At 59.3% G+C, this 21205-nt stretch carries 19 protein-coding genes; 8 read left to right on the top strand and 11 right to left on the bottom strand.

What is annotated here, in order from left to right; translation table 11 throughout:
• Window positions 1-5 precede the first annotated feature (5 nt).
• Window positions 6-1172: a benzoate/H(+) symporter BenE family transporter gene (locus KB892_RS10850; protein ID WP_004200100.1), complete on the top strand. Its 1167-nt coding sequence runs from the start codon at window positions 6-8 to the stop codon at window positions 1170-1172.
• Here the strand turns inward: KB892_RS10850 and KB892_RS10845 are convergent.
• A complete protein-coding gene (locus KB892_RS10845; protein ID WP_004151213.1) occupies window positions 1149-2018 on the bottom strand; it encodes an AraC family transcriptional regulator in 870 nt (289 codons plus the stop codon). The genes KB892_RS10850 and KB892_RS10845 overlap by 24 nt on opposite strands.
• A 180-nt stretch (window positions 2019-2198) precedes the next feature.
• Here KB892_RS10845 and KB892_RS10840 point away from each other — a divergent pair, with 180 nt between their 5' ends.
• Window positions 2199-3095 (top strand): DMT family transporter, encoded by an 897-nt coding sequence (locus KB892_RS10840; protein WP_004200101.1) that lies wholly within the window; start codon window positions 2199-2201, stop codon window positions 3093-3095.
• Between the two features lie 46 nt (window positions 3096-3141).
• Here KB892_RS10840 and KB892_RS10835 read toward each other — a convergent pair whose 3' ends face one another.
• The 3 genes from KB892_RS10835 to tehA form a co-directional block, all read right to left on the bottom strand.
• Entirely contained in the window at window positions 3142-3810 is a 669-nt protein-coding gene (locus KB892_RS10835; RefSeq protein WP_004184252.1) for a DUF3313 domain-containing protein, read from the bottom strand.
• A gap of 261 nt (window positions 3811-4071) precedes the next feature.
• On the bottom strand, window positions 4072-4668 hold the full coding sequence (tehB, locus tag KB892_RS10830; protein ID WP_002907481.1) for a tellurite resistance methyltransferase TehB: 597 nt from the start codon (window positions 4666-4668) through the stop codon (window positions 4072-4074).
• The gene (tehA, locus tag KB892_RS10825) at window positions 4665-5669 is read right to left on the bottom strand and encodes a dicarboxylate transporter/tellurite-resistance protein TehA (protein ID WP_002907483.1); all 1005 of its coding nucleotides are present in this window, start codon (window positions 5667-5669) and stop codon (window positions 4665-4667) included. The genes tehB and tehA overlap by 4 nt, the downstream gene beginning before the upstream one ends.
• Before the next feature lie 111 nt (window positions 5670-5780).
• Between tehA and ydcK the strand changes: the two genes are divergently transcribed.
• Window positions 5781-6761, top strand: coding sequence for a YdcK family protein (gene ydcK / locus KB892_RS10820; RefSeq protein WP_004200102.1), 981 nt, complete (start codon window positions 5781-5783; stop codon window positions 6759-6761).
• On the opposite strand, the gene rimL is transcribed toward ydcK, so the two are convergent.
• Both rimL and KB892_RS10810 read right to left on the bottom strand, forming a co-directional pair.
• A complete protein-coding gene (gene rimL, locus KB892_RS10815; RefSeq protein ID WP_004200103.1) occupies window positions 6747-7325 on the bottom strand; it encodes a 50S ribosomal protein L7/L12-serine acetyltransferase in 579 nt (192 codons plus the stop codon). The genes ydcK and rimL overlap by 15 nt on opposite strands.
• 53 nt (window positions 7326-7378) lie before the next feature.
• Window positions 7379-9034, bottom strand: a complete 1656-nt coding sequence (locus tag KB892_RS10810) for a glucan biosynthesis protein D (RefSeq protein ID WP_002907489.1) — start codon at window positions 9032-9034, stop codon at window positions 7379-7381.
• Window positions 9035-9471: 437 nt separating this feature from the next.
• Here KB892_RS10810 and KB892_RS10805 point away from each other — a divergent pair, with 437 nt between their 5' ends.
• Window positions 9472-10560 (top strand): NAD(P)-dependent alcohol dehydrogenase, encoded by a 1089-nt coding sequence (locus KB892_RS10805; RefSeq protein WP_004200104.1) that lies wholly within the window; start codon window positions 9472-9474, stop codon window positions 10558-10560.
• Between the two features lie 46 nt (window positions 10561-10606).
• Here KB892_RS10805 and KB892_RS10800 read toward each other — a convergent pair whose 3' ends face one another.
• Both KB892_RS10800 and KB892_RS10795 read right to left on the bottom strand, forming a co-directional pair.
• Window positions 10607-12112 (bottom strand): carboxylesterase/lipase family protein, encoded by a 1506-nt coding sequence (locus KB892_RS10800; protein ID WP_004200105.1) that lies wholly within the window; start codon window positions 12110-12112, stop codon window positions 10607-10609.
• Window positions 12113-12153: 41 nt separating this feature from the next.
• Window positions 12154-13497: a 2-oxoadipate dioxygenase/decarboxylase HglS gene (locus KB892_RS10795; RefSeq protein ID WP_004200106.1), complete on the bottom strand. Its 1344-nt coding sequence runs from the start codon at window positions 13495-13497 to the stop codon at window positions 12154-12156.
• 239 nt (window positions 13498-13736) lie between these two features.
• Between KB892_RS10795 and pcaH the strand changes: the two genes are divergently transcribed.
• The 4 genes from pcaH (at window position 13737) to KB892_RS10775 (ending at window position 18868) form a co-directional block, all read left to right on the top strand.
• On the top strand, window positions 13737-14477 hold the full coding sequence (gene pcaH, locus KB892_RS10790; RefSeq protein WP_002907552.1) for a protocatechuate 3,4-dioxygenase subunit beta: 741 nt from the start codon (window positions 13737-13739) through the stop codon (window positions 14475-14477).
• Window positions 14474-15094 carry a protocatechuate 3,4-dioxygenase subunit alpha gene (gene pcaG, locus KB892_RS10785; RefSeq protein ID WP_004200107.1) on the top strand — a complete coding sequence of 207 codons (621 nt, stop codon included), beginning with the start codon at window positions 14474-14476 and terminating at the stop codon, window positions 15092-15094. Before pcaH ends, pcaG begins: the two co-directional genes overlap by 4 nt.
• Window positions 15095-15271: 177 nt before the next feature.
• Window positions 15272-16195: a LysR substrate-binding domain-containing protein gene (locus tag KB892_RS10780; protein ID WP_004143800.1), complete on the top strand. Its 924-nt coding sequence runs from the start codon at window positions 15272-15274 to the stop codon at window positions 16193-16195.
• 300 nt (window positions 16196-16495) lie between these two features.
• The gene (locus KB892_RS10775; protein WP_004200108.1) at window positions 16496-18868 is read left to right on the top strand and encodes a membrane-bound PQQ-dependent dehydrogenase, glucose/quinate/shikimate family; all 2373 of its coding nucleotides are present in this window, start codon (window positions 16496-16498) and stop codon (window positions 18866-18868) included.
• A gap of 69 nt (window positions 18869-18937) precedes the next feature.
• Here KB892_RS10775 and KB892_RS10770 read toward each other — a convergent pair whose 3' ends face one another.
• From KB892_RS10770 to cybB, 3 genes are all read right to left on the bottom strand, one after another.
• A complete protein-coding gene (locus tag KB892_RS10770) occupies window positions 18938-20056 on the bottom strand; it encodes an S-(hydroxymethyl)glutathione dehydrogenase/class III alcohol dehydrogenase (protein WP_004189749.1) in 1119 nt (372 codons plus the stop codon).
• Between the two features lie 24 nt (window positions 20057-20080).
• Window positions 20081-20356: a metal/formaldehyde-sensitive transcriptional repressor gene (locus tag KB892_RS10765; RefSeq protein WP_002907563.1), complete on the bottom strand. Its 276-nt coding sequence runs from the start codon at window positions 20354-20356 to the stop codon at window positions 20081-20083.
• 105 nt (window positions 20357-20461) lie between these two features.
• Window positions 20462-20989 carry a cytochrome b561 gene (gene cybB / locus KB892_RS10760; protein ID WP_002907640.1) on the bottom strand — a complete coding sequence of 176 codons (528 nt, stop codon included), beginning with the start codon at window positions 20987-20989 and terminating at the stop codon, window positions 20462-20464.
• Window positions 20990-21205 lie beyond the last annotated feature (216 nt).

The following is a 21205-nucleotide window of genomic DNA, read 5'->3' as shown; positions in this document are numbered from 1 at the left end:
CATCGATGCGCTCGTTTAGTCTTCCGCTTCCCACTCTGTTCGCTGGCTTCGTCGCCGTGTTGGTGGGGTACGCCAGCTCCGCCGCCATCATCTGGCAGGCCGCCGCCGCGGCCGGCGCTACCCCCGGGCAGATCGCCGGCTGGATGACGGCTCTTGGCCTCGCCATGGGCATCAGTACTCTCGCGCTGAGCGCCTGGCGGAAAGTTCCTGTGCTCACCGCCTGGTCAACGCCGGGCGCTGCGCTGTTAGTTAGCGGCCTGCAGGGGGTGACCCTCGCCGAGGCCGTGGGGATCTTTATTTTCGCCAACGCGCTGATCGTTATCTGCGGCGCCACCGGCCTGTTTGCCCGGCTGATGAAGATCATTCCCCATTCGCTGGCCGCCGCGATGCTGGCTGGGATCCTGCTACGGTTTGGTTTGCAGGCCTTCGCCGGCTTACAGGACCATCTGCCGCTGTGCGGCGGGATGCTCGCCGCCTGGCTGCTGTGTAAAGCGCTGTGGCCCCGCTTCGCCGTGGTGGCCGCGCTGGTGATTGGAGCGCTGATTGCGGCGGCGTCCGGGGATGTGGCTAGCGCCGCCGTGCCGCTGGCATTTGTGACGCCGGAATGGGTCGTCCCGCAGTTTACTCCGGCGCTTTTGCTCAGCGTCGGTCTGCCGTTCTTCCTCGTCACCATGGCCTCGCAGAACGCTCCAGGGTTCGCCACCCTGCAGGCATCAGGCTATACCGTACCGGTCTCCGCACTGATCGTCGTTTGCGGGGGGTTGGCACTACTGCTGGCGCCGTTTGGGGTTTATTCCATCTGCATCGCGGCGATCACCGCCGCCATATGCCAGAGCCCGGAGGCGCACCCGGATCCGAACCAGCGCTGGCTGGCGGCCATAGCCGCGGGCGGTTTTTATCTGCTGGCCGGTCTGTTCGGCGGGTCAATCACCGCCCTGATGTCGGCCCTGCCGCCGGCGTGGATCCAGATGCTGGCGGGTCTGGCGCTGCTCGGCACCATCGGCGGGAGTCTGTTTCAGGCAGTGCATCAGGCCAGTGAGCGCGATGCGGCAGTGCTAACCTTCCTGGTCACCGCCAGCGGGGTGACGCTGGCGGGAATTGGCTCAGCCTTCTGGGGCGTGGTGCTCGGCGGGGTGAGTTACGGCGTGCTATCCGCGCTGCGCCGCCCGTAGCTGGGAGGGCGTCAGGCCGGTGGCGGCTTTGACCCGATGGCTGAAATGGCTGGGGGAGCTAAAACCACAGGCCAGCGCTATCTCGGTTAACGGCAGCGCGCTATGGCAGATCAGGTTTTGCGCCTTCGCCATTCGCTGCTGCATGACGTACTGATGCGGAGCCATATTTAGCGACTGACGAAACATACGAGCAAAATGAAACTCACTCAGACCCGCCTGCTGCGCCAGGTCGGCCAGGGTCAAGGGCTGATCGAGATGAGCATCGATCCAGGCCAGTACGTGACGCTTTACGCCTGGCGCCAGCCCGCCGGTGACCGTCGGCAAACGCCACTGCACGGTGGAATAGTGCTGGATCAGATGGGTAAGCAGTAAGCTGCTGGCGGCGCTGAGGGTCAGCTGGTTCGCCGGCTGCCGCCAGTCGTTAGCCAGCAAAAACTGACGATACACTGCGGTGATTTTATCATCGCTGGCGAAGGTCTTTTCCTGCAGGGTGAAGTTCGCCGGGCTGCGGTCCCACACCTCCTCGCCGACGCGACGCAGGTGCGCATCGGTACAGTAAAGATGCACAAACGACAGATCGCCGCGGATATCCCATACGCTTTCATCGCCTTTCGGCATCAGACAAAAACGATCCGGGCCGCCGCCATTTTTCCAGCCGTGCGGCGTCTTTTGATAGCTTTCGTAGCCATCAGCGACGTACAGACTTAAAGTATGATGGTCGCTGCGCACCGTCACGGTATCGCAATTGTTATACCAGGCGGCCAGTTGAATACCGGAATTCAGCTCCACGGTTCCCTTCAGCACCGCGTTCTGTCGCCGTAATGTTTCAAATGTCCCGTAACCCATCGTCTTCACACATTGTCTGTAAAAGCCCTAGTCTAGGGAGACTACGGCGCGGTTTCCAGTCCTCACCGCCAGCGGAGGGCAAATAAGCGCAAGAATTTGCAAGCCGACAACAAACCGGTGAAAGCCGCAGCAGGCGGCAGCCGGCATACTCCTCCCATCAACAGGTAGAGGAGAACCAGGGTGAACGCATTACTCTATGCACTCGTTGTCGTGATCTGGGGTACAACGTGGATTGCGATTTTTTTACAACAGGGACCGGTGGCCGCGCCGGTATCGATTTTCTGGCGTTTCGCCGTAGCCAGCGTCACGATGCTGGCGATTCTGCTCGTCACACGACGCCTGCGGCCGCTGGGCGCGAAAGATCATCTCTGCTGCCTGCTGCAGGGCTGCTGCGTCTTCTGCTTTAATTTCTGGTGTTTTTATACCGCCGCCGCCTGGATCAATACCGGTCTGGAATCGGTGATCTTTTCGATGGCGGTACTGTTTAACGCCATCAACAGCTTTCTCTTTTTCCGCCAGCAGCCGCCGGGCCGCTTCTGGGCCGCCGCCGCGCTGGGTCTCGCCGGTATCGTCATCCTGTTCTGGGACGACCTGCTGGCCAACGGACTGAACGCCTCGCTGCTGTGGGGGATCGGGCTGAGCGCCCTGGGTACCTACGGTTTTTCGCTCGGCAATATGTTCAGTATTCGCCACCAGCGCCGCGGGCTGGAAACGCTGACCACCAACAGCTGGGCGATGCTCTACGGCACGCTGGTGATGGGGGCGATCGCTCTGCTGCGCGGCGATAATTTTATGCCAGAATGGACCGTCAGCTATCTGGGCGCCCTGCTTTACCTGGCGCTGTTCGGCTCGGTCATCGCCTTTGGCGCCTATTTCACTCTCGTGGGGCGCATCGGCGCCAGCAAAGCCGCCTACAGTACGCTGCTGTTTCCGCTGGTCGCCTTATCCATTTCCACCGTCTATGAAGGGTATGTCTGGCACAGCAACGCCGTGATCGGGCTGGCGCTGATCCTGCTGGGTAACATGGTGATGTTTGCCAAACCGGAACAGCTATTGCTGCGCCGAAGGCTGGCCTGAGGAGGCTGAAGAAAAACAGCGCCGTCGTCAGACGGCGCTGGCACGATTAACGCTGAGAGGGATCGAATTTAACGGCGTCGACCGCCATATCATCGATAACCTGCTTCAGGGTATCGACGGTCAGCGGTGTATTCTCATTCGCCAGGGTTTTGCCTTCCCCTTTACGTACGACCTTGATGACCGGCTTATTGGTGCTGGCGTCAATGACCTCCGCCTCAAAGTACAGATCGGTGTCCATGGTACGATGGCCGGTGGCGGCCTGGGTGCCGGCGACAATCATAGCGACCGGGATCACTTCATAGAACTGCAGCCCCTCTTTGCTGGAGTCCACCCCGGTGATCGCCCCGCGGAAGATGAGGCTGCGCTTGCCGGCGGTAGTGGCCAGCGGTTTACGCTCGGAAATAGCCTGTTTCAGCTCTTTGTTGGTGTAGTTAAGAATATCCTGCAGCGCCTTCTCCCCTACCTGGGTGGTCGGCTTCGGTACCGGATAGTAGGTCACCGGGTGATAAACGATATTGTCATAGTTGGCCGGATTGAAGTTCGGATCGATCCAGCGCAGCTCCGGCTTGCCGGAGGCAGAGGTCGTTTCTTTCAAACTGGAATAATCTTTTAAGAAGCCCGAATACTGATCCGGTTGCGCCACTTTCGCCGCGCAGCCGGTCAACGCCAATATTCCCGCCAGAGCGGCGACTTTCAGTAAAACGCGAGTACGCATAGAGAGATCCCTGTAAATGCAGTTTTTTTTTCGGCAGACGTTATAGCAAATAGGACCCACTAGTTTTGTGACAAAAAAAGGGCTTCGTCAAGGAAGATTTATAAATATTGATGGCCTGAACATTACGTTAATAAATAATCACTTAAAAGGGGTATCGCGCGGTTTTCCAGGCTCATTTTCGCCGCAACGGGTCTCTGTCTTGCCCAGGCTCTGGCGGGGAATGCGGCGCGAGCCATGCTCAGCTTCCCACGCCGCGGCGAATCAGGCAGGCTTGCGCGCCAACAGGGTGGCGAAGCGCAATTTGATGCGATTGCCGTTGGCGTCGGTGCGATGCAGCTCGCCGACGTCCTCATTGTATTTCAGCAGCTCCCAGCCCTGGTAATAATCACGAAGCTCATCAGGTTTAAAGGCAAACGGGAAGCCGACGGTGCAGGGATAGTCTTCGGTATCCATCGCCGCCACAATCAGGTTATAGCCGCCGGCGGCGGTGCAGCGCTGCATATTGGCGATCAGGCCCGGGATGGTGTCAGGCTCGAGGAACATCATCACTACGGTGGAGAGGATCAGGTCATACTCGCCATCAAAGCTCAGGCTGTTGAGGTCTTTCACCGCCGTTTGCAGATTATCCAGTCGCTCGGCGGCGCGAATACTTTCCAGATTGTTGACGCTCATCGGATTTTTATCCCACGCCGTCACCGCGAAGCCGTTCGCCGCCAGATAAAGGCTGTTACGCCCGTTGCCGCAGCCCAGATCCAGCGCCCGCCCCGGCGGCACAATCGTCGCGGCATGCAGCACCTCGGAATGGGTGCGGGTCAGGCTGTATTTTTGACTAAAATAATCCGCGTCACGCTTTGTCATGATCCTTCCTTCTTATTCAGGAGTGTTTCCCGGTCGACCTGGAGCAACAGTTTCCCGCTGACCAACAGCAACGCTGTACGCAGCAGCAGCAGGCCGACAACCAGATTGCTAAAAATAAATAGCGGCATCGCCAGATGATGAAAAAAGCCGTCTCCCCTGGCCTGGCCGAGATGCAGACCGGTGGTGGCCAGCGCGGAAATGCCGAACGAAAAGCTCCAGAAAGAAGCATTGAACGGCTGACGAAGATACCAGGGCATCAGACGGAGCATAAACAGCAGCTGCAGCAGGCCGTAACCAAACAGCAGCTTAGCGAAGGTATCGGCCTCCCCGCCGTTGACGCTGAGCCAGGCGCTGCAGGCCACCAGCGCAGGCGCCAGCTGGATCCCCAGCGAGGTGCGCAGCGGCGTCGGCAGCTCGCCTGCGCTGCGCAGACGCTGGAGGATCGCCGGCTCGAGGCTCAGCCAGGAGAAGACCCCGGCGCCGAGGAACACCAGTCCGGCATCGGAAAATCCCAGCGCGCCGCAGGCCATCGCGCTGATAAAATTATTGGCTACTGTCGGCAGATACAACCCCGGCGTGGTGGCCTCGCGAGGATGGTTCCCCCGCCATAGCCCACCGCTTTGCCAGGCGGCATAGGCGAGCTGCAGCGCCACGCCCGGCACAAACAGCCCGATCGCCAGCGGCCGGCACCAGGGAGCCAAACCAATCGCCACCAACAGCGTGGTGGCCGGAAACAGGCTGACGAAGCTGCTGCTCACCGGATGACGCATCTCCCGCAGCACGCTCGCCGGAAAGCGGATCGCCCGGCTGATAAACGCCATGCTGAGCAGGACCCACATCGCCATCGCCAGCGTCACCAGCCCATCACCAATGCTGCGGCTGACCGGCCAAAGGGTGCTGGCGTAACGCCAGGCGAAGCCCATTCCGATGGTGCCGAGCACCATGCCAAAATAACCCGCCGGCAGGTTTAGCACCTGCCGCGGCGTTTGCGTTTTATTCATTTTATTGATGATATCAATTTAATTTGAAGTTGCATTCTAAAGGAACCTTATCCCGCGCGCTATGGCGATCTTTGCTATGTTTATGTTAACCATAAGTAATAAGGATCGGCCATGCGTAAATACCGTCTCAGCGAACAGACCCGGCAGTATTGTTATGAGGAAGAGCATGGCAAACAAAGCGTCACCCTGCGCCAGATCGTGGCGCTTATTGATTTCGCTGACGTTAAAGCGGGCAGCGAAGGCGGCTGGGTGGATGAGGAATGCGCTCTCAGCCAGCAGGGGGAGTGCTGGATCTACGATGTCAACAGCGTGGTCTTCGCCGGGGCGCGCATCCGCGACGACGCCCGCTTAACCGGGTTCTGCGTGGTCAGCCATGAGGCCACCATCGGCGGACAGGCCTGCATTCACGCCGCGCAGATCAGCCATCACGCGCAGATCAGTGACAACGTCACGGTTACGCAGAGCCAGGTGCGCGGTTATTGTCGCCTTGCCGACGAGGCGCGTCTTCTCCCCCACTGCCAGGTGATTGCCGCGCGCGGGTTAACCGCCGATCGCGACAAAGTCCTGCAGATCTATCAGCGAGCCATCGTCAGCGCCTCGCGCATTCTCCACCAGGCGCAAATCTACGGCGATGCCTTCGTTGAGCATGCGTTTGTCGAACATCGGGCGGAAGTGTTTGACCAGGCAAGACTTGAAGGGAACGAAGAAAACGACGTCTGGGTATGCGATAACGCCCGGGTATACGGGCACGCGCGTCTGATCGCCGGTCGCGGAGAGGATGCCATTCCCACCGTGCGCTACAGTTCGCAGGTGGCAGAGAATGCGGTGATTGAAGGCAACTGCCTGCTGAAGCATCGGGCGATGGTCGGCGGCGAGGCGCAGCTGCGAGGTGGTCCGATTCTGCTCGACGACGATGTGCTGATCCAGGGGCGGACAGTCATCACCGGCGATGTGATCGTTGAGCACCAGGTCTCCATCAATGACGAGGTGCAGATTGCCGCACAGGAGGGAGAGGCCATTCATCTGCGCGGCCCGAAAACGCTTGACGGCCAGCAGCACATCACCCGCACGCCGCTGTTAGGCGCGCTTTAATGCCTCATCGCGGTCAATAATGCGGGCGTAGATATTCTGATCGTCATAGCTACCGTTCAGATACTCGGCTTGTCGGAGACAGCCTTCCAGAACAAACCCGTTGCGCAACGCTACCTGGTTGCTGCGGGTGTTCGCCACCCGGCATTTGATCACAAACCGGCGCACCAGCCCGCTGGCGGCATAATGGCGGATAAAGGCCTGTAATGAACGGGAAAGCAGCCCTTGCCCCTGGTGCTCTTCATCGATCCAGTAGCCAATATAGGCCGTTTTATTCTGCGGCTCGATCTGATTGAACGACAGGACCCCGACTAGCTGCTTATCGAGAAACAGCAAAAACATTTTGGCGTAATCCCGCTGATGCAGCATCACGTTGCCCTGCACATGGCGGCGGGTCTCGTCTTCGCTGCGCACCTCGGCGGGCCAACTGAGCGACTGCTGTAGCCAGCGCTGGTTTTTGACCACCAGCTGGTGCAGGTCGCTAACGTAGCGCTCATCAATGGCGATTAGCGTCAGCGCGTCGGTTACCGGGATCGACTCAGGTACTGCTAGGATATCTGCGGTCATAGCGCTCTCTTCTGGCCCGCAGGGACTGCCTGCGGGCGTCGGGTGACTCAGGGTTATTTCATGATCCGATCGTCAACGTAGTTTCGTTTATCTGCTGCCGGCGGGAAATACTGATAGAGCCAGGTTTCGCTGATGGCTTCTCCCTGACAGCGCAGGAACAGACGCATCTCCACCGGGTCGGTTGAGTCGGTGGTCGGATACCAGTCGAAAAGGATCCGGTAGCCATCGAACGGCTCGACGTAGAGGATCTCAATCTGCTTCGCTTCCCCGCTGGAGAGGGTGATCACCGGTTCAATACCGCGCGGCGCGGCCGCCTTCAAATCGCCGCCGACAAAGTCGATGGCAAAACGACGCGCCCACTTATCCGGGTAGTGTTCACCCGGCGCCCATCCTTCGGGGAAGCCCCCCATCCCGGTGCGGGTGGCCAGAACGCGCGCCAGCGGAGTGCTCACCGGCGGCTGCGCGCTCCAGTAAAGACGGTAGCGGAAGTCCAGTTCGTCGCCCGCCTTCACCGCCTTTTCCGGCTGCCAGAAGCAGACGATATTATCCAGCGTTTCGCCGGTAGTTGGGATCTCCATCAGGCTGACCGCCCCTTTGCCCCACTGGTTACGCGGCTCAACCCACAGGCTGGGACGCTTGTTATACCAGCCCATCACATCCTGGTAGTGGGAGAAATCACGGTCCAGCTGCAACAGACCAAAGCCGCGCGGGTTCTTGTCCTGGAAGGCATTGAACTGCAGCTTCTGCGGGTTATTCAGCGGCCGGCAGACCCATTCCCCGTTGCCCAACCACATTGACAGCCGATCGGAGTCGTGGATTTGCGGATGGATGGTGTCGCACATCCGCCGCTCATTATTGCCGCAGCTGAACATACTGGTCATCGGCGCGATACCCAGCTGTTTGATATCCTTGCGGGCGTACAGGTGGTTTTCCACGTCCATGATAACCTGGGTATCCTGGCAGTGGATGGTGAACTTGTAGGCGCCAGTGATGCTCGGGCTGTCCAGCAGCGCGTAAACGGTAAACACCGTGGCGTCCCCTTTGACCGTTTCGAACCAGAACGACGTAAAGTCGGGAAACTCTTCCGGGGTATCGGTAAAGGTATCCACCGCCAGACCGCGGGCCGACAGGCCATACTGATAGGTGCTGTCTACCGCGCGGAAGTAGCTGGCGCCGAGGAACGCCACGATATCGCGGCGCGCCAGCTCCGGCGCTTTAAACACCCGGAACCCGGCGAAGCCGAGGTCAGACTGTCCTTCCAGCTGACGGGTATCCACACCGGCGTCATTGTACTTAAACAGCTCCGGACGGAAGTGGATCTCGCGCGCCTGCTGGGTGCTGGCGTCTAAAGAGAACATCCGCACGCGGCGACGGAACCCCATCCCGACGTGGAAAAACTGGATGTCCAGCTTACGCTCTTCAATATTGTTCCACAGCGAGTGGTTGGCATCGTACTGGATGCTGTTATAGGCCTGCGGGGTGAGATTGGCGAGCGTCGGCGGCAGATCGCGCGGGGCGCCGCCCCACGGCTGGCGCGCCAGATCGTGAGCCATCGCCTGCAGAACAGCATAATCAAAACGACGCGTTTGCCCGTCGGCAATGCCCGCGTCTTCGGCAAAAGCGGCCTGACTGAATAAGGAAGCGACTCCTGACGTTCCGCATACGGCGGCAACAGCCATGGAAGATTTAAGAAAACGTCTGCGGTTCATGCCTGAGAAAGCGTCCTTCTGCACGGGTGAATTGATTCGCAACGCGTCATCACGCTGCGTGATAATTTCCGCCCACTCTAGACAAAAACGATTAATAATCCAATTGTTGCCAGCAGAAAAAAGGTAAAAAAGCCCTGTCCAGAGGAACAGCCTGTTTTTTTCATTTCCTCTGACGTGTAGCCAGGGCATACACGCTGCCTGCCGCTTTTTACCCCTGACTATTCAAGGGAAATCTATTCTCCAGTGCTGAATATTCACCCCATGTATCGCTCCTCGCCGCGCGCGTTTTTTAGGCACGATTCGCGCAAATTTCCATCGCGCCTGGTGCTAACTTTTCCCCGATAACCGCTATCTTTCTTCACGTTAGCGGCCAACAGGGGAGAGCCGTTCGGGCTGTCCCGCCACGCTCTCCAGGGAATTCATTCAGGAGTCATGCCATGCAAGTGAAAGCAGCCGTCACGCTGGGCTACCAGCAGCCTTTTGTCATCAAAGACGTCGAGGTCGCCCCGCCGGGGAAGGACGAGATATTAGTGAAAATTGTCGCCACCGGCGTCTGCCATACCGACGCCGTGATGCGCGACAACCCCGGGGTTGTGCCTATGCCGGCGATCCTCGGCCATGAAGGCGCCGGGATCGTTGCCAGCGTCGGCGAGGCGGTTAGCGGCATCAGGGTAGGAGACCACGTGGTGCTCAGCTACGCCGCCTGCCACGACTGCGAAAATTGTTTAAGCAACCACCCTTCGGCTTGCGAAGATTTTAATACGCTTAATTTTGGCGGCCGACGCGGGGATGGCACCACCCCCTACCGGCTGGGAGACCAGGATCTGTCCCTGTTCTTTGGCCAGTCGTCTTTCAGCCAGTATGTGGTCACCCGCGCCAGCAACGCGGTCGTGGTCGACCCGGAGGTTGATCTCACCCTGCTCGGCCCGCTGGGCTGCGGTATCCAGACCGGTAGCGGGACGGTGCTCAACCGCCTGAAACCGGTGGTCGGCGAATCGCTGGTGGTGTTTGGCTGCGGCGCGGTGGGGCTCAGCGCCATCATGGCAGCGAAATTAACCGGCTGTTCACAGATTATCGCGGTGGATATCCATGCCAGCCGCCTCGCCCTGGCGGGCGAACTGGGCGCCACCCATCAGATCAACGGCAAGGAACAGGATGCCGTCGCCGTGATTAAACAAATCACCGGTAAAGGCGCCCACTACGCGGTGGAAACGACCGGCGTCTCCGCTATCGTTCTGCAGGCCGTACACGCGGTGAAACCGCTGGGAACGGTGGCGATTGTGGGCTTTACCGGAGATATCACCCTTAACGTGCAGAACGACCTGATGGCGGAGGGAAAATCGCTGGTCGGGGTGATTGAAGGCGACGCCGTGCCGGCGCTGTTTATTCCGCGGTTGGTGCAACTCTATAAACAGGGAAAATTCCCTATCGATAAGCTTATCGCCCGCTATCCGTTGGCCGATATCAACCAGGCCTTCGCCGATTCGGCGTCCGGCAAGGTGATCAAGCCGGTGGTGGTCATGTGAGATAACGTCGCCACCGGTCGGTGGCGACAGTTGCGCATTATGGGATTTATTCCAGCGTCACGTGATGCTTCATCACCCGGCGAAACAGCGCCAGTCTGGCGCGCATAAAGCGGTTCTCCACTTTAAACCCGGCGCGCTTATGCAAGCCAATGCGCAACAGGCGATCCCGCCCGCGCAGGCACGCCGGCCAGCGCACTGCGCCGGAAAGCGTCTGCTCGCCGCTGGCGAGGCGGGCAAACTGCGCCCAGTAGTCAGCGACCTGAGCGGCGAAGGCCAGATCCGCTTCGCTGGCGTACTGCCGCACCGGGTCGGTCAACCGCAGGTTATCAAACACGTAGGGCACCTCGTTGCCATGCCAGGCCCCATGCGGGTAGGCGTCATGCTCCGCTTCCGCGACATAATCAAACCAGTAGCGCCAGCACGGCTGACCCACGCGCTGTTGCGCCTGCATCACTACATAACCAAGGGTGGTGAAGGCCATGTCGCGGCATACTTCCCGCCCCAGCGCTTCATCGCCCTTCACGCCGGGATAGAGGAGTTTGATCAGCCCCAGCCCCAGACGGCGCTCTCGGCGCAGCTTCTGGATCTGCCCGGCAATATCGACGCCGAACACGGCCATCACGCTGGCTTCATCGCTATTGGAGCCGATCATCACCGGTATCGGATGCTGGCGGCCGGCAAAGAAGGTCTCCAGCATCGGCTGCGGCAGCACCGCGTCTCCGGCAATAGGCGCTGGCCCGGTATTCAGCGGCGCGGTGAGCGACCAGAAGGCCTCCGCGGGGATCGCCCGCAATTCCTCAGCGCTGGCTTGCGGTAAGGCGAAGTGTTCCGCCAGCAGGCGCCCTTTTTCCAGCGCTTTTTCCCGCGGCAGATCGGGTAGCGTATACCCGCTCTGAATAATCGCTTTATGAAACAGCCCTTTCGCTTTCGGGGAGGCCATTAGCGACAGCACGCTGCGCGCCCCGGCGGATTCGCCAAACAGCGTGACGTTGGCGGCATCCCCGCCGAAGGCGTGGATATTCTCCTGAACCCACTGCAGAGCGGCAATCTGATCGAGCAACGCGAAATTATAGAGACGTTCGCCCGCCTCTTCTTCCAGCGCCGGATGGGAGAAAAAGCCGAGATGGCCCAGCCGGTAGTTAACTGTCACCACCACCACGTCGCGGCTGGCAAGCGCTTTGCCATCGTAAGGCGGCAGGCTGCCGGCGCCGATGGTAAACCCGCCGCCGTGCAGCCAGACCATCACCGGCAGCGGCTGCGCTGCGCTGGCCGGGGCCCAGACGTTGAGATATAAGCAGTCTTCGCTGAAGGCGCCAGGATCGCCGCCGCCGAGCTCGCGGCAGTAGTCAATGTCCTGCCAGCTGGCGGCGGAAAAGGTCTCGGCTGGACGTACCCCCTGCCAGCGGGCGGCTGGCTGCGGCGCGCGCCAGCGCAGCGGGCCCACGGGCGGCGCGGCGTACGGAATGCCGCGCCAGATATGAATCCCCTGTTCTGCGCTCCCGGCCAGCGTTCCCTGACGGGTTTTCGCCAACGGTTTCGACGGATGTTGCATAACCTGCTCCCTGTAAGGCTGATGCCAGCAGGGTACTGATTTTACAGCAGACCGCAACGTCGTTTGCTGCGCTCCTCCGCCTGTCGGTATAGTTCAAACTCATCCTGCACCGGGCAGCCCAGAGCTGCCTCAAACGCCTCGCGACTGGCGTTCCCGTGGCTGCGCGCCTGGGTTTCGTTGCCCAGATTGGACTGAAAAATGCCCGCCGCGCTGACCGGTAAAAAATCTTCATAAATAATCGGCTGGGCGACCACCCACCCGCGCTCAATCAGCGGCTGCGGATCGTCGCCCGGGCGAAACGCCTGGCGATGTGCCTCACCCGTGGGCGTCAGGCGGTAGCGAAACCAGGCCAGCCCCTGCTGACGGAGCAGAAATTCGCTGTCGGGAAATTCGCTAAACACCTCCTGTAGATGCTGCTGGTGGCTGAGATTGTCTTTCCCGGTTCCTGCCGCCTGCAGCAGCCGATCGTACAGCGCGCGCCCTTTCGGCGTCAGCGCCACGCCCCGCTGCTCAATTTCGCCAAAGCGGGCGCTATGGGTGCCTCGGTGTTCTCCGGCGAACATCACCGGCTCCTCAAGCGCCTTAAAGCTGGTCTGCCGCAGGAGGATCGGGACCTCCCGGCGCGGTGGCCCTTCAATCAACGCTTTGGGTTCAATACCGCACTCCGGCATCAGGGACTGGACGCGGTCAATATCCAGCGTCCGCGGCGTGAGATGGTTGATATGACACCCCGGGAAACAGACCACATCGGCAATCAGGCGGTGCTCGCGATGCAGAGCATGGTAAGTCTCCTCATCGACGGTGGCTTGCCGGTGCCAGCGGAACGTCTCCAGCGCCTCCTGGACAAACTCGCGCGCGTCGGCAGAGGTGAATTCGCCCTCTGCTTCATACTGCGCAATCAGCGCCAGGCAGCGGGGGGTGAAGATTTTGCGCCGCGCGAGGATCGCCTCGGCCCGCTCGCGCAGGGCGCGATTTTCAATCAGCTCCAGGCGCAGCAGCGAGGTGAAAATCCGAAATGGATTGCGCGCCAGCGCGGCATCGTCGATGGGACGAAACGCCGTGGAGTGGACCGGCACGCCGGCCTGCGAGAGATCGTAATAGCTAACGGGATACATCCCCATGATGGCAAACATGCGACGGAGCGTCGCCAGTTCTTCCGCTGTGCCCACGCGAATCGCGCCGTGGCGCTCCACGTTTAAGCGCGCCAGCTCGTCAGCGTTAGCGAGCTGTTCATGCAGCTGCGGATAATTTTCCAGTACCGCCAGGTTGACGTCAGCCACCAGCTCCAGCAGCGTTCCGTACTGCGGAACTTCCTGCTGGTACATGGCCGACATGGCCTGCGAAAAGTGCTCCCGAATCTCATCAGCCGTGATGGTGTTCGCCATGATGTGTTACCTCCAGTGAATACTTCCTGGAGTGTAGGAAAGCTGCCTCGCCGCGGGGGGAAGAATTTACAAACTGTGATGGCGATAACCTGCCGCCGGTCCAGGTCATTGCGCAAAACATAACCCATAGTTATGAAAAACACCCTGTAATTTCACTTTAAATTAACAATACATTTACACACACTGCTTCTGGCGACATTACAACAATATGCCCCTCTACCGTCTACACGGAGTACCCTATGAACGACAAATGGTCCCCACGTGAGGTTGTCCATCGCGATTACAGTAGCCACCCGCCCGCTTACGCGCCGGGCTATAAAACCAGCGTCCTGCGCTCGCCAAAAAACGCCCTCATCTCTCTGCAGAACTCGCTGTCAGAGATCACCGGCCCGGTATTTAGCCGCGACGACCTCGGCCCTCTGGATAATGACCTAATCCTGAACTATGCCAAAGAAGGCCTGCCGATCGGCGAGCGGATCATCGTCCACGGTTACGTGCGCGATGGATTCGGCCGACCGATGAAAAATACGCTGGTGGAAGTCTGGCAAGCCAATGCTGGCGGTCGCTACCGGCATAAAAAAGATCAGTATCTGGCGCCGATTGACCCGAACTTTGGCGGCTGCGGCCGGGTGCTTACCGATGAAAACGGCTATTACTGTTTTCGCACCATCAAACCTGGCCCCTACCCCTGGCGCAACCAGGCCAGCGACTGGCGTCCGGCGCATATCCATTTTTCTCTCTCAGGCGACGCCTGGGCCCAGCGCCTGATCACCCAGATGTATTTTGAAGGCGACCCGCTGATTAAGCAGTGCCCGATCGTCAGGACTATTAATAATGACGACGCCGTGCGCACGCTGATCGCCGAGCTGGACATGCACGCCGCCGTACCGCTGGATTGTCTGGCCTACCGCTTCGACCTTGTTCTGCGCGGCCACCGCGCCACGCTGTTTGAAAATCGCACTCAGGGGGCCGCCCGATGAAAGAGTATCTGCCTGAAACCGCCTCGCAGACGGCGGGACCCTATGTTCATATCGGCCTGGCGCCGGACGCCGCAGGCTTTCATATTTTTGAGAAAAATTTTGGCCCGGTCCTCACTACCGCCGATACCGCCGGGGAGCGCATCACCATTGAAGGCCGGGTCATCGACGGCTCCGGGACGCCGGTCCGCGATGTGCTGCTGGAGATCTGGCAGGCCAACGCCGCGGGTCGCTATAACCATCCTGACGATCGTCAACAGCATAAAGCCGTCGACCCGGCCTTCCGCGGCTGGGGGCGTACCTGCTCTGATTTCACCTCCGGCATTTGGCGCTTTGAAACCATCAAGCCGGGCCCGGTGGTCGGTCGCGATGGCCGGCTGATGGCGCCGCACGTCAACCTGTGGGTGGTGGCGCGGGGGATCAATATTGGCCTGAATACGCGGATGTACTTTGCCGATGAACACGAGGCCAACGCCAGCGACCCGGTGCTGAATCTCATCGAGTGGGAGGTGAGACGCAAAACCTTAATCGCCGAGCGCGAGGTTCGCGGTACGGAAGTGGTCTATCGTTTTGACATTCATCTGCAGGGCGAGAACGAAACCGTCTTTTTCGATATTTAGCCGTCGCGGTGACCACCACCTTCGCCCCGTTTCTGCGGGGCGAAGGCGTTTTCAACCACAGGGAAAGATCTTGTCATGTAACCAACTCAAATGTTAATAATATTTTGCTATCTGGTTATCAAATTTAAACAAGTCCGCTTGTCTCTTTCACCGCTGTGTTTTTAACATCATCTTACTATGGAAAAAAATGGTCTCTTCAGTCAGCGCATTCGCTTGCGCCATCTACACACCTTCGTGGCCGTCGCTCAACAGGGAACGCTGGGGCGCGCGGCTGAAACATTAAATCTGAGCCAGCCAGCACTCTCGAAAACGCTTAACGAGCTAGAACAGCTGACCGGTACCCGGCTGTTCGAGCGGGGTCGTCTTGGGGCGCAGCTAACCCTGGTCGGCGAACAGTTTCTGACGCATGCCGTTAAGGTGCTTGACGCCCTTAATTCGGCCGGCCAGGCGCTGAACCGCAAAGAGGGCCTGAATAACGACATCGTGCGCATCGGCGCGCTGCCCACCGCCGCGCTGGGGATCCTGCCGACGGTGATCGGCCAGTTTCACAAGCAGCAAAAAGATATCACGCTGCAGGTCGCCACTATGAACAACACCATGCTGCTCGCCGGCTTAAAATCCGGGGAGATCGACATCGGCATTGGACGTATGTCCGACCCGGAGCTGATGAGCGGGCTGCATTACGAACTGTTGTTCCTTGAATCCCTGAAGCTGGTGGTTCGCCCGGGACATCCCCTGCTTCAGGAGACGGTGACCCTTAGTCGGGTGATGGAGTGGCCGGTGGTGGTCTCACCTAAAGGCACCGTGCCGCGGCAAAACGCCGAAGCGCTGCTCCAGAGCCAGGGCTGTAAGATGCCCGCCGGCTGCATCGAGACCCTCTCCGCCTCCCTGTCGCGCCAGCTGACGGTGGATTTTGACTATGTCTGGTTTGTCCCTTCCGGGGCGGTAAAAGACGATCTTCGCCGTGGCGTGCTAACCGCCCTGCCGATCGCCACCCAGGGCGCCGGAGAGCCCATCGGCATTTTAACCCGCGTCGATGCGACACTGACCCCGGGTACGCAGACGCTGCTCAGCGCTATCCGTAAGTCCATGCCTGCCTGACCCCCCTTTCTCCCCGGCCCGCAGCGGCCGGGGAACCTGCAAACGCGCCGACGCCGCTCCCCATGACGTTAGACATATTCGGCAAAATAATCATTTAGTGCGAAATTATTTATTAACATTTGCGCAAACTTCTTTAACAGATCTATCATGTCTCGATTTCACCAAATGGTTCACTCGAAATCTAATCAAGCAACAAATACAGTTTTATGAAGGTTAAAACCACTTCATTCAAAAATGATTCAAAAGCAACATGTTTCATTTGGTTCACAGTGAGGTGGCTGGTGTGGTTAAGGAGATTACATGGCAACTGGCAACGCGCCGCGCGGATTCCCCCGGATCCTGCAGTGGCTTCTCGCCGGACTGATGCTCATCATCGGTCTGGCTGTGGGTATTCTTGGGGCAAAACTGGCCCTCGTCGGCGGTACACTGTACTTCGCGCTGATGGGCGTGGTCATGGTCATCGCGGCGGTGTTGATTTTCCGCAACCGCCGCGGCGGTATTCTGTTATACGCCGTGGCGTTTATCGCCTCGGTGATCTGGGCGATTAGTGACGCTGGCTGGAACTACTGGCCGCTCTTCTCGCGCCTGTTTGCGCTCGGCGTACTGGCCTTCCTGGCCGCCCTGGTCTGGCCTTTCCTCGCCAGCCCACCGGCGAAAAAAGGCCCGGCCTATGGCGTCGCCGCCGTTCTCGCCGTGGCGCTGGCGGTGAGCTTTGGCTGGATGTTCAAATCCGCACCGCTGGTCAGCGCGACTGAAGCGGTACCAGTCAAGCCCGTCGCGCCAGGCGAACAGCAGAAAAACTGGGCGCACTGGGGTAACACCACCCACGGCGACCGTTTCGCCGCCCTCGACCAAATCAACAAACAAAACGTCAACCAGCTGCAGGTTGCCTGGGTAGCGCATACTGGCGATATCCCACAGAGCAACGGCTCGGGCGCAGAAGATCAGAACACCCCGCTGCAGATTGGCGATACTCTCTATGTCTGTACCCCTTACAGTAAAGTGCTGGCGCTGGATGTGGACAGCGGAAAAGAGAAATGGCGCTATGACTCCAAATCCTCTTCACCCAACTGGCAGCGCTGCCGGGGCTTAGGCTATTATGAAGATAGCCAGGCGCAAACCGCGCCAGCGGCAGGCACGCAGCCGGCCGCCTGTTCCCGTCGTCTGTTCCTGCCGACCATCGACGCCCGCCTGATCGCCATTGATGCCGATACCGGCAAACTGTGCGAAAGCTTCGGCGATCGCGGTATTGTCGACCTCAGCGTCGGCATGGGTGAAGTGAAAGCGGGTTACTATCAGCAGACCTCCACCCCGCTGGTGGCGGGCAATGTGGTGGTGGTGGGCGGCCGCGTCGCGGATAACTACTCCACTGGCGAACCACCGGGCGTGGTCCGCGCGTTTGATGTCCACACCGGCAAACTGGCATGGGCGTGGGATCCGGGCAATCCAGCGCTGACCGGTGTTCCGCCGGAAGGCCAGACCTACACGCGCGGTACGCCAAACGTCTGGTCGGCGATGTCCTACGACGCGAAGCTGAATCTGATCTATCTGCCCACCGGCAACGCCACGCCAGATTTCTTTGGCGGCGAACGTACCGCGCTGGACGATAAATACAGCTCCTCTATCGTGGCCGTGGATGCCACCACCGGCCAGGTGCGCTGGCACTTCCAGACCACACACCACGATCTGTGGGACTTTGACCTGCCGTCTCAGCCGCTGCTGTACGATCTGCCTGACGGCAAGGGCGGCACCACCCCGGTGCTGGTGCAGACCAGCAAGCAGGGCATGATCTTTATGCTCAACCGCGAGACCGGCGAGCCGGTGGCCAAAGTGGAAGAGCGTCCGGTGCCGGCGGGCAACGTCAAAGGTGAACGCTACTCGCCGACGCAACCTTACTCGGTAGGGATGCCGATGATCGGCAACCAGACGTTGACCGAGTCCGATATGTGGGGAGCGACACCGTTCGACCTGCTGCTGTGCCGTATTCAGTTCAAAGAGATGCGCCATCAGGGCGTCTTTACCCCGCCAGGTGAAGACCGTTCCCTGCAGTTCCCGGGCTCGCTCGGCGGCATGAACTGGGGCAGTGTTTCGCTGGATCCAAACAACAGCCTGATGTTTGTCAACGATATGCGTCTGGGCCTGGCCAACTATATGGTGCCGCGCGCGAAGGTGGCGAAAGACGCCAGCGGGATCGAGATGGGCATCGTGCCGATGGAAGGCACGCCGTTTGGCGCGATGCGCGAACGTTTCCTGTCGCCGCTGGGCATTCCGTGCCAGAAGCCGCCGTTCGGCACCATGTCCGCGGTGGATCTGAAAACCGGGAAACTGGTGTGGCAGGTGCCGGTTGGCACCGTAGAAGACACCGGGCCGCTGGGGATCCGTATGCACATGCCAATTCCAATCGGCATGCCGCCCCTTGGCGCATCGCTGGCAACGCAGTCCGGACTGCTGTTCTTCGCCGGCACCCAGGATTTCTACCTGCGCGCCTTTGATACCGCCAACGGCAAAGAGATCTGGAAATCGCGTCTGCCGGTCGGCAGCCAGTCCGGCCCGATGACCTACGTCTCACCGAAAACCGGTAAGCAGTACATCATTATCAATGCCGGCGGCGCCCGTCAGTCACCGGATCGCGGCGATTACATCATCGCCTACGCGCTCCCAGACCATCACTGATCGACATAAACAAAAGGGCCCATCCGGGCCCTTTTTTTATGGGTGACGATTCGCCTTCAGCGTCGGGGATTACTGGTCGCCAAAGTGGATCACGGTGCGAATCGATTTACCTTCATGCATCAGATCAAAGGCCTCGTTAATCTGCTCCAGCGGCAGGCGATGGGTAATAAACGGATCGAGGCGAATTTTACCCGCCATGGCGTCTTCCACCATGCCCGGCAGCTGACTGCGCCCTTTTACGCCGCCGAAGGCGGAACCGCGCCACACGCGGCCGGTCACCAGCTGGAACGGACGGGTCTTGATCTCCTGCCCGGCGCCGGCTACACCGATGATCACGCTCTCACCCCAGCCTTTATGGCAGCACTCCAGCGCCGCGCGCATCACATTTACATTGCCGATGCACTCGAAGCTGAAATCCACCCCGCCGTCGGTCAACTCAACGATCACATCCTGAATCGGCTTATCGTAGTCGTTCGGATTGATAAAATCGGTCGCGCCCATCTCTTTAGCGAGAGTGAACTTATCCGGGTTGGTATCAACCGCCAGAATGCGCCCGGCCTGCGCCTGCACCGCGCCCTGGATCACCGCCAGACCAATGCCGCCCAGACCAAAGACCGCGACGGTATCCCCGGCCTTGACCTTCGCCGTGTTATGCACCGCGCCGATACCGGTGGTTACGCCGCAGCCCAGCAGGCACACTTTATCCAAAGGCGCCTGCGGATTGACTTTCGCCAGCGAAATCTCGGCGCAAACCGTATATTCGCTGAAGGTGCTGGTGCCCATATAGTGATAGATCGGTTCGCCATTGTACGAGAAACGAGTGGTGCCGTCCGGCATCAGTCCTTTACCCTGGGTGGCACGCACCGCCTGACAGAGGTTGGTTTTACCCGACTTACAGAATTTGCACTCGCCACATTCGGCGGTATACAGCGGAATGACGTGATCGCCCGGCTTAAGGCTGGTGACGCCCTCGCCTACTTCCACGACAATCCCGCCGCCCTCATGGCCCAGCACCGCCGGGAAGACACCTTCCGGATCGTCACCGGAGAGGGTGAAGGCATCGGTATGACACACCCCGGTGTGGGTGATTTTCACCAGAACTTCGCCTTTTTTCGGCGGCGCGACGTCAATCTCAACGATTTTTAACGGCTGACCGGGGCCGAAGGCCACTGCTGCGCGTGATTTCATAACTGTCTCTTCCTCGTCGTGATGTTATTTTAAATAGGATCGTAGCAGATGACCGACCTCTGCCATTCTCGCGGCCCGCTGCTCAGGGGTGGTGTCGCCGCTGACCAGCTCGTCCTGCAGGTGGATCTCCACCATTTCGCCCATCAGGCCGTTCGCCGCCCCGCGAATCGAGGCGATCTGCTGCAGAATAGTCATACAGGGCTCGCCGGACTCCAGCGCGCGCTCAAGGGCTTCGACCTGGCCGCGGATGCGTCTTACGCGGCTGAGCGCCCGTTTTTTATCTTCAGGTGAATGTGGCACGATTACGCCTCCGTATCATATAGGGGGGTATACTATATTCTATTAACGGTGAAGGCAAAAAAAAACCCCGTCGCGGGACGGGGTCAGGAAGTGAAAGAGGATGATTTAGCGCTTACGAGGCATCATTCGCAGCAGAGTATTATCCTTCCACCAGTAATGATGGAGCAGCGCGGCGAGAGCATGCAGGCCAATCACAAAGTACCCGGCATTGGCCAACCATTCATGGATCGCCTTCAGGGTATCCACCCGCTCAAAATCGCTCTGCGGGGCATACGGCATGGTCAGACCAAAGGCATACCAGGGGTTACCGCGCCAGTACATCATCACCATGCCGATCAACGGCAAGGCAATGAACAGCAAATAGATCGCCAGGTGACCAAGATGGGCGAAACCGGTCATCATCGGCGATGGTTTCGGTACGATCGGCGGCGCCGGCGATTTCAGCCGCACCAGCAGACGCGCCACCATCAGCACGAAAATGGTGATCCCGCAGGAAACATGCACCATATTAATCAATGGCCGTTCACTGCGGGGAAAAAACCCGCGCAGCTCCATCGCCGCATAGGCTACTACTACCAGCAAAAAAACCAGCCAGTGAATCCCAATCTGCAGGCCGGAATATTTATCGCGCATGGCATATCCTTTATGGAAAGTATGATGCTGCCAACATAGCGGCGTTCCCTTAAATTTTCATTAACCTTTACGTAGAATTAACAATTGATTACCGCTTTCTGCCGAGCCGCTATGCCACGCTTAACGCACGCTCTTTCCTGGCCGAACGACAAACCGTCCACCGGTCATTACAAAATTACACAGTTTTGTTACTTACCGCGCTACTGCCGCCGCTAT

Origin of the sequence: Klebsiella sp. P1927 (assembly GCF_018204675.1) — a bacterium.
GTDB classification, from domain to species: domain Bacteria; phylum Pseudomonadota; class Gammaproteobacteria; order Enterobacterales; family Enterobacteriaceae; genus Klebsiella; species Klebsiella pneumoniae.
Note: the sequence above shows the minus strand (reverse complement) of the source record. Positions and strands in the feature narration are given on the sequence as shown.

Bases quoted from the DNA above. Each gene is read 5' to 3' on its own strand.
- KB892_RS10800 (WP_004200105.1), bottom strand. From the start codon at position 12,112: ATGCAACATCCGTCGAAACCGTTGGCGAAAACCCGTCAGGGAACGCTG.
- KB892_RS10845 (WP_004151213.1), bottom strand. From the start codon at position 2,018: ATGGGTTACGGGACATTTGAAACATTACGGCGACAGAACGCGGTGCTG.
- cybB (WP_002907640.1), bottom strand. From the start codon at position 20,989: ATGCGCGATAAATATTCCGGCCTGCAGATTGGGATTCACTGGCTGGTT.
- ydcK (WP_004200102.1), top strand. From the start codon at position 5,781: ATGCGTAAATACCGTCTCAGCGAACAGACCCGGCAGTATTGTTATGAG.
- KB892_RS10805 (WP_004200104.1), top strand. From the start codon at position 9,472: ATGCAAGTGAAAGCAGCCGTCACGCTGGGCTACCAGCAGCCTTTTGTC.
- KB892_RS10775 (WP_004200108.1), top strand. From the start codon at position 16,496: ATGGCAACTGGCAACGCGCCGCGCGGATTCCCCCGGATCCTGCAGTGG.
- pcaH (WP_002907552.1), top strand. From the start codon at position 13,737: ATGAACGACAAATGGTCCCCACGTGAGGTTGTCCATCGCGATTACAGT.
- KB892_RS10770 (WP_004189749.1), bottom strand. From the start codon at position 20,056: ATGAAATCACGCGCAGCAGTGGCCTTCGGCCCCGGTCAGCCGTTAAAA.
- KB892_RS10795 (WP_004200106.1), bottom strand. From the start codon at position 13,497: ATGGCGAACACCATCACGGCTGATGAGATTCGGGAGCACTTTTCGCAG.
- rimL (WP_004200103.1), bottom strand. From the start codon at position 7,325: ATGACCGCAGATATCCTAGCAGTACCTGAGTCGATCCCGGTAACCGAC.
- KB892_RS10780 (WP_004143800.1), top strand. From the start codon at position 15,272: ATGGAAAAAAATGGTCTCTTCAGTCAGCGCATTCGCTTGCGCCATCTA.
- KB892_RS10810 (WP_002907489.1), bottom strand. From the start codon at position 9,034: ATGAACCGCAGACGTTTTCTTAAATCTTCCATGGCTGTTGCCGCCGTA.
- KB892_RS10850 (WP_004200100.1), top strand. From the start codon at position 6: ATGCGCTCGTTTAGTCTTCCGCTTCCCACTCTGTTCGCTGGCTTCGTC.
- pcaG (WP_004200107.1), top strand. From the start codon at position 14,474: ATGAAAGAGTATCTGCCTGAAACCGCCTCGCAGACGGCGGGACCCTAT.
- KB892_RS10835 (WP_004184252.1), bottom strand. From the start codon at position 3,810: ATGCGTACTCGCGTTTTACTGAAAGTCGCCGCTCTGGCGGGAATATTG.
- tehA (WP_002907483.1), bottom strand. From the start codon at position 5,669: ATGAATAAAACGCAAACGCCGCGGCAGGTGCTAAACCTGCCGGCGGGT.
- tehB (WP_002907481.1), bottom strand. From the start codon at position 4,668: ATGACAAAGCGTGACGCGGATTATTTTAGTCAAAAATACAGCCTGACC.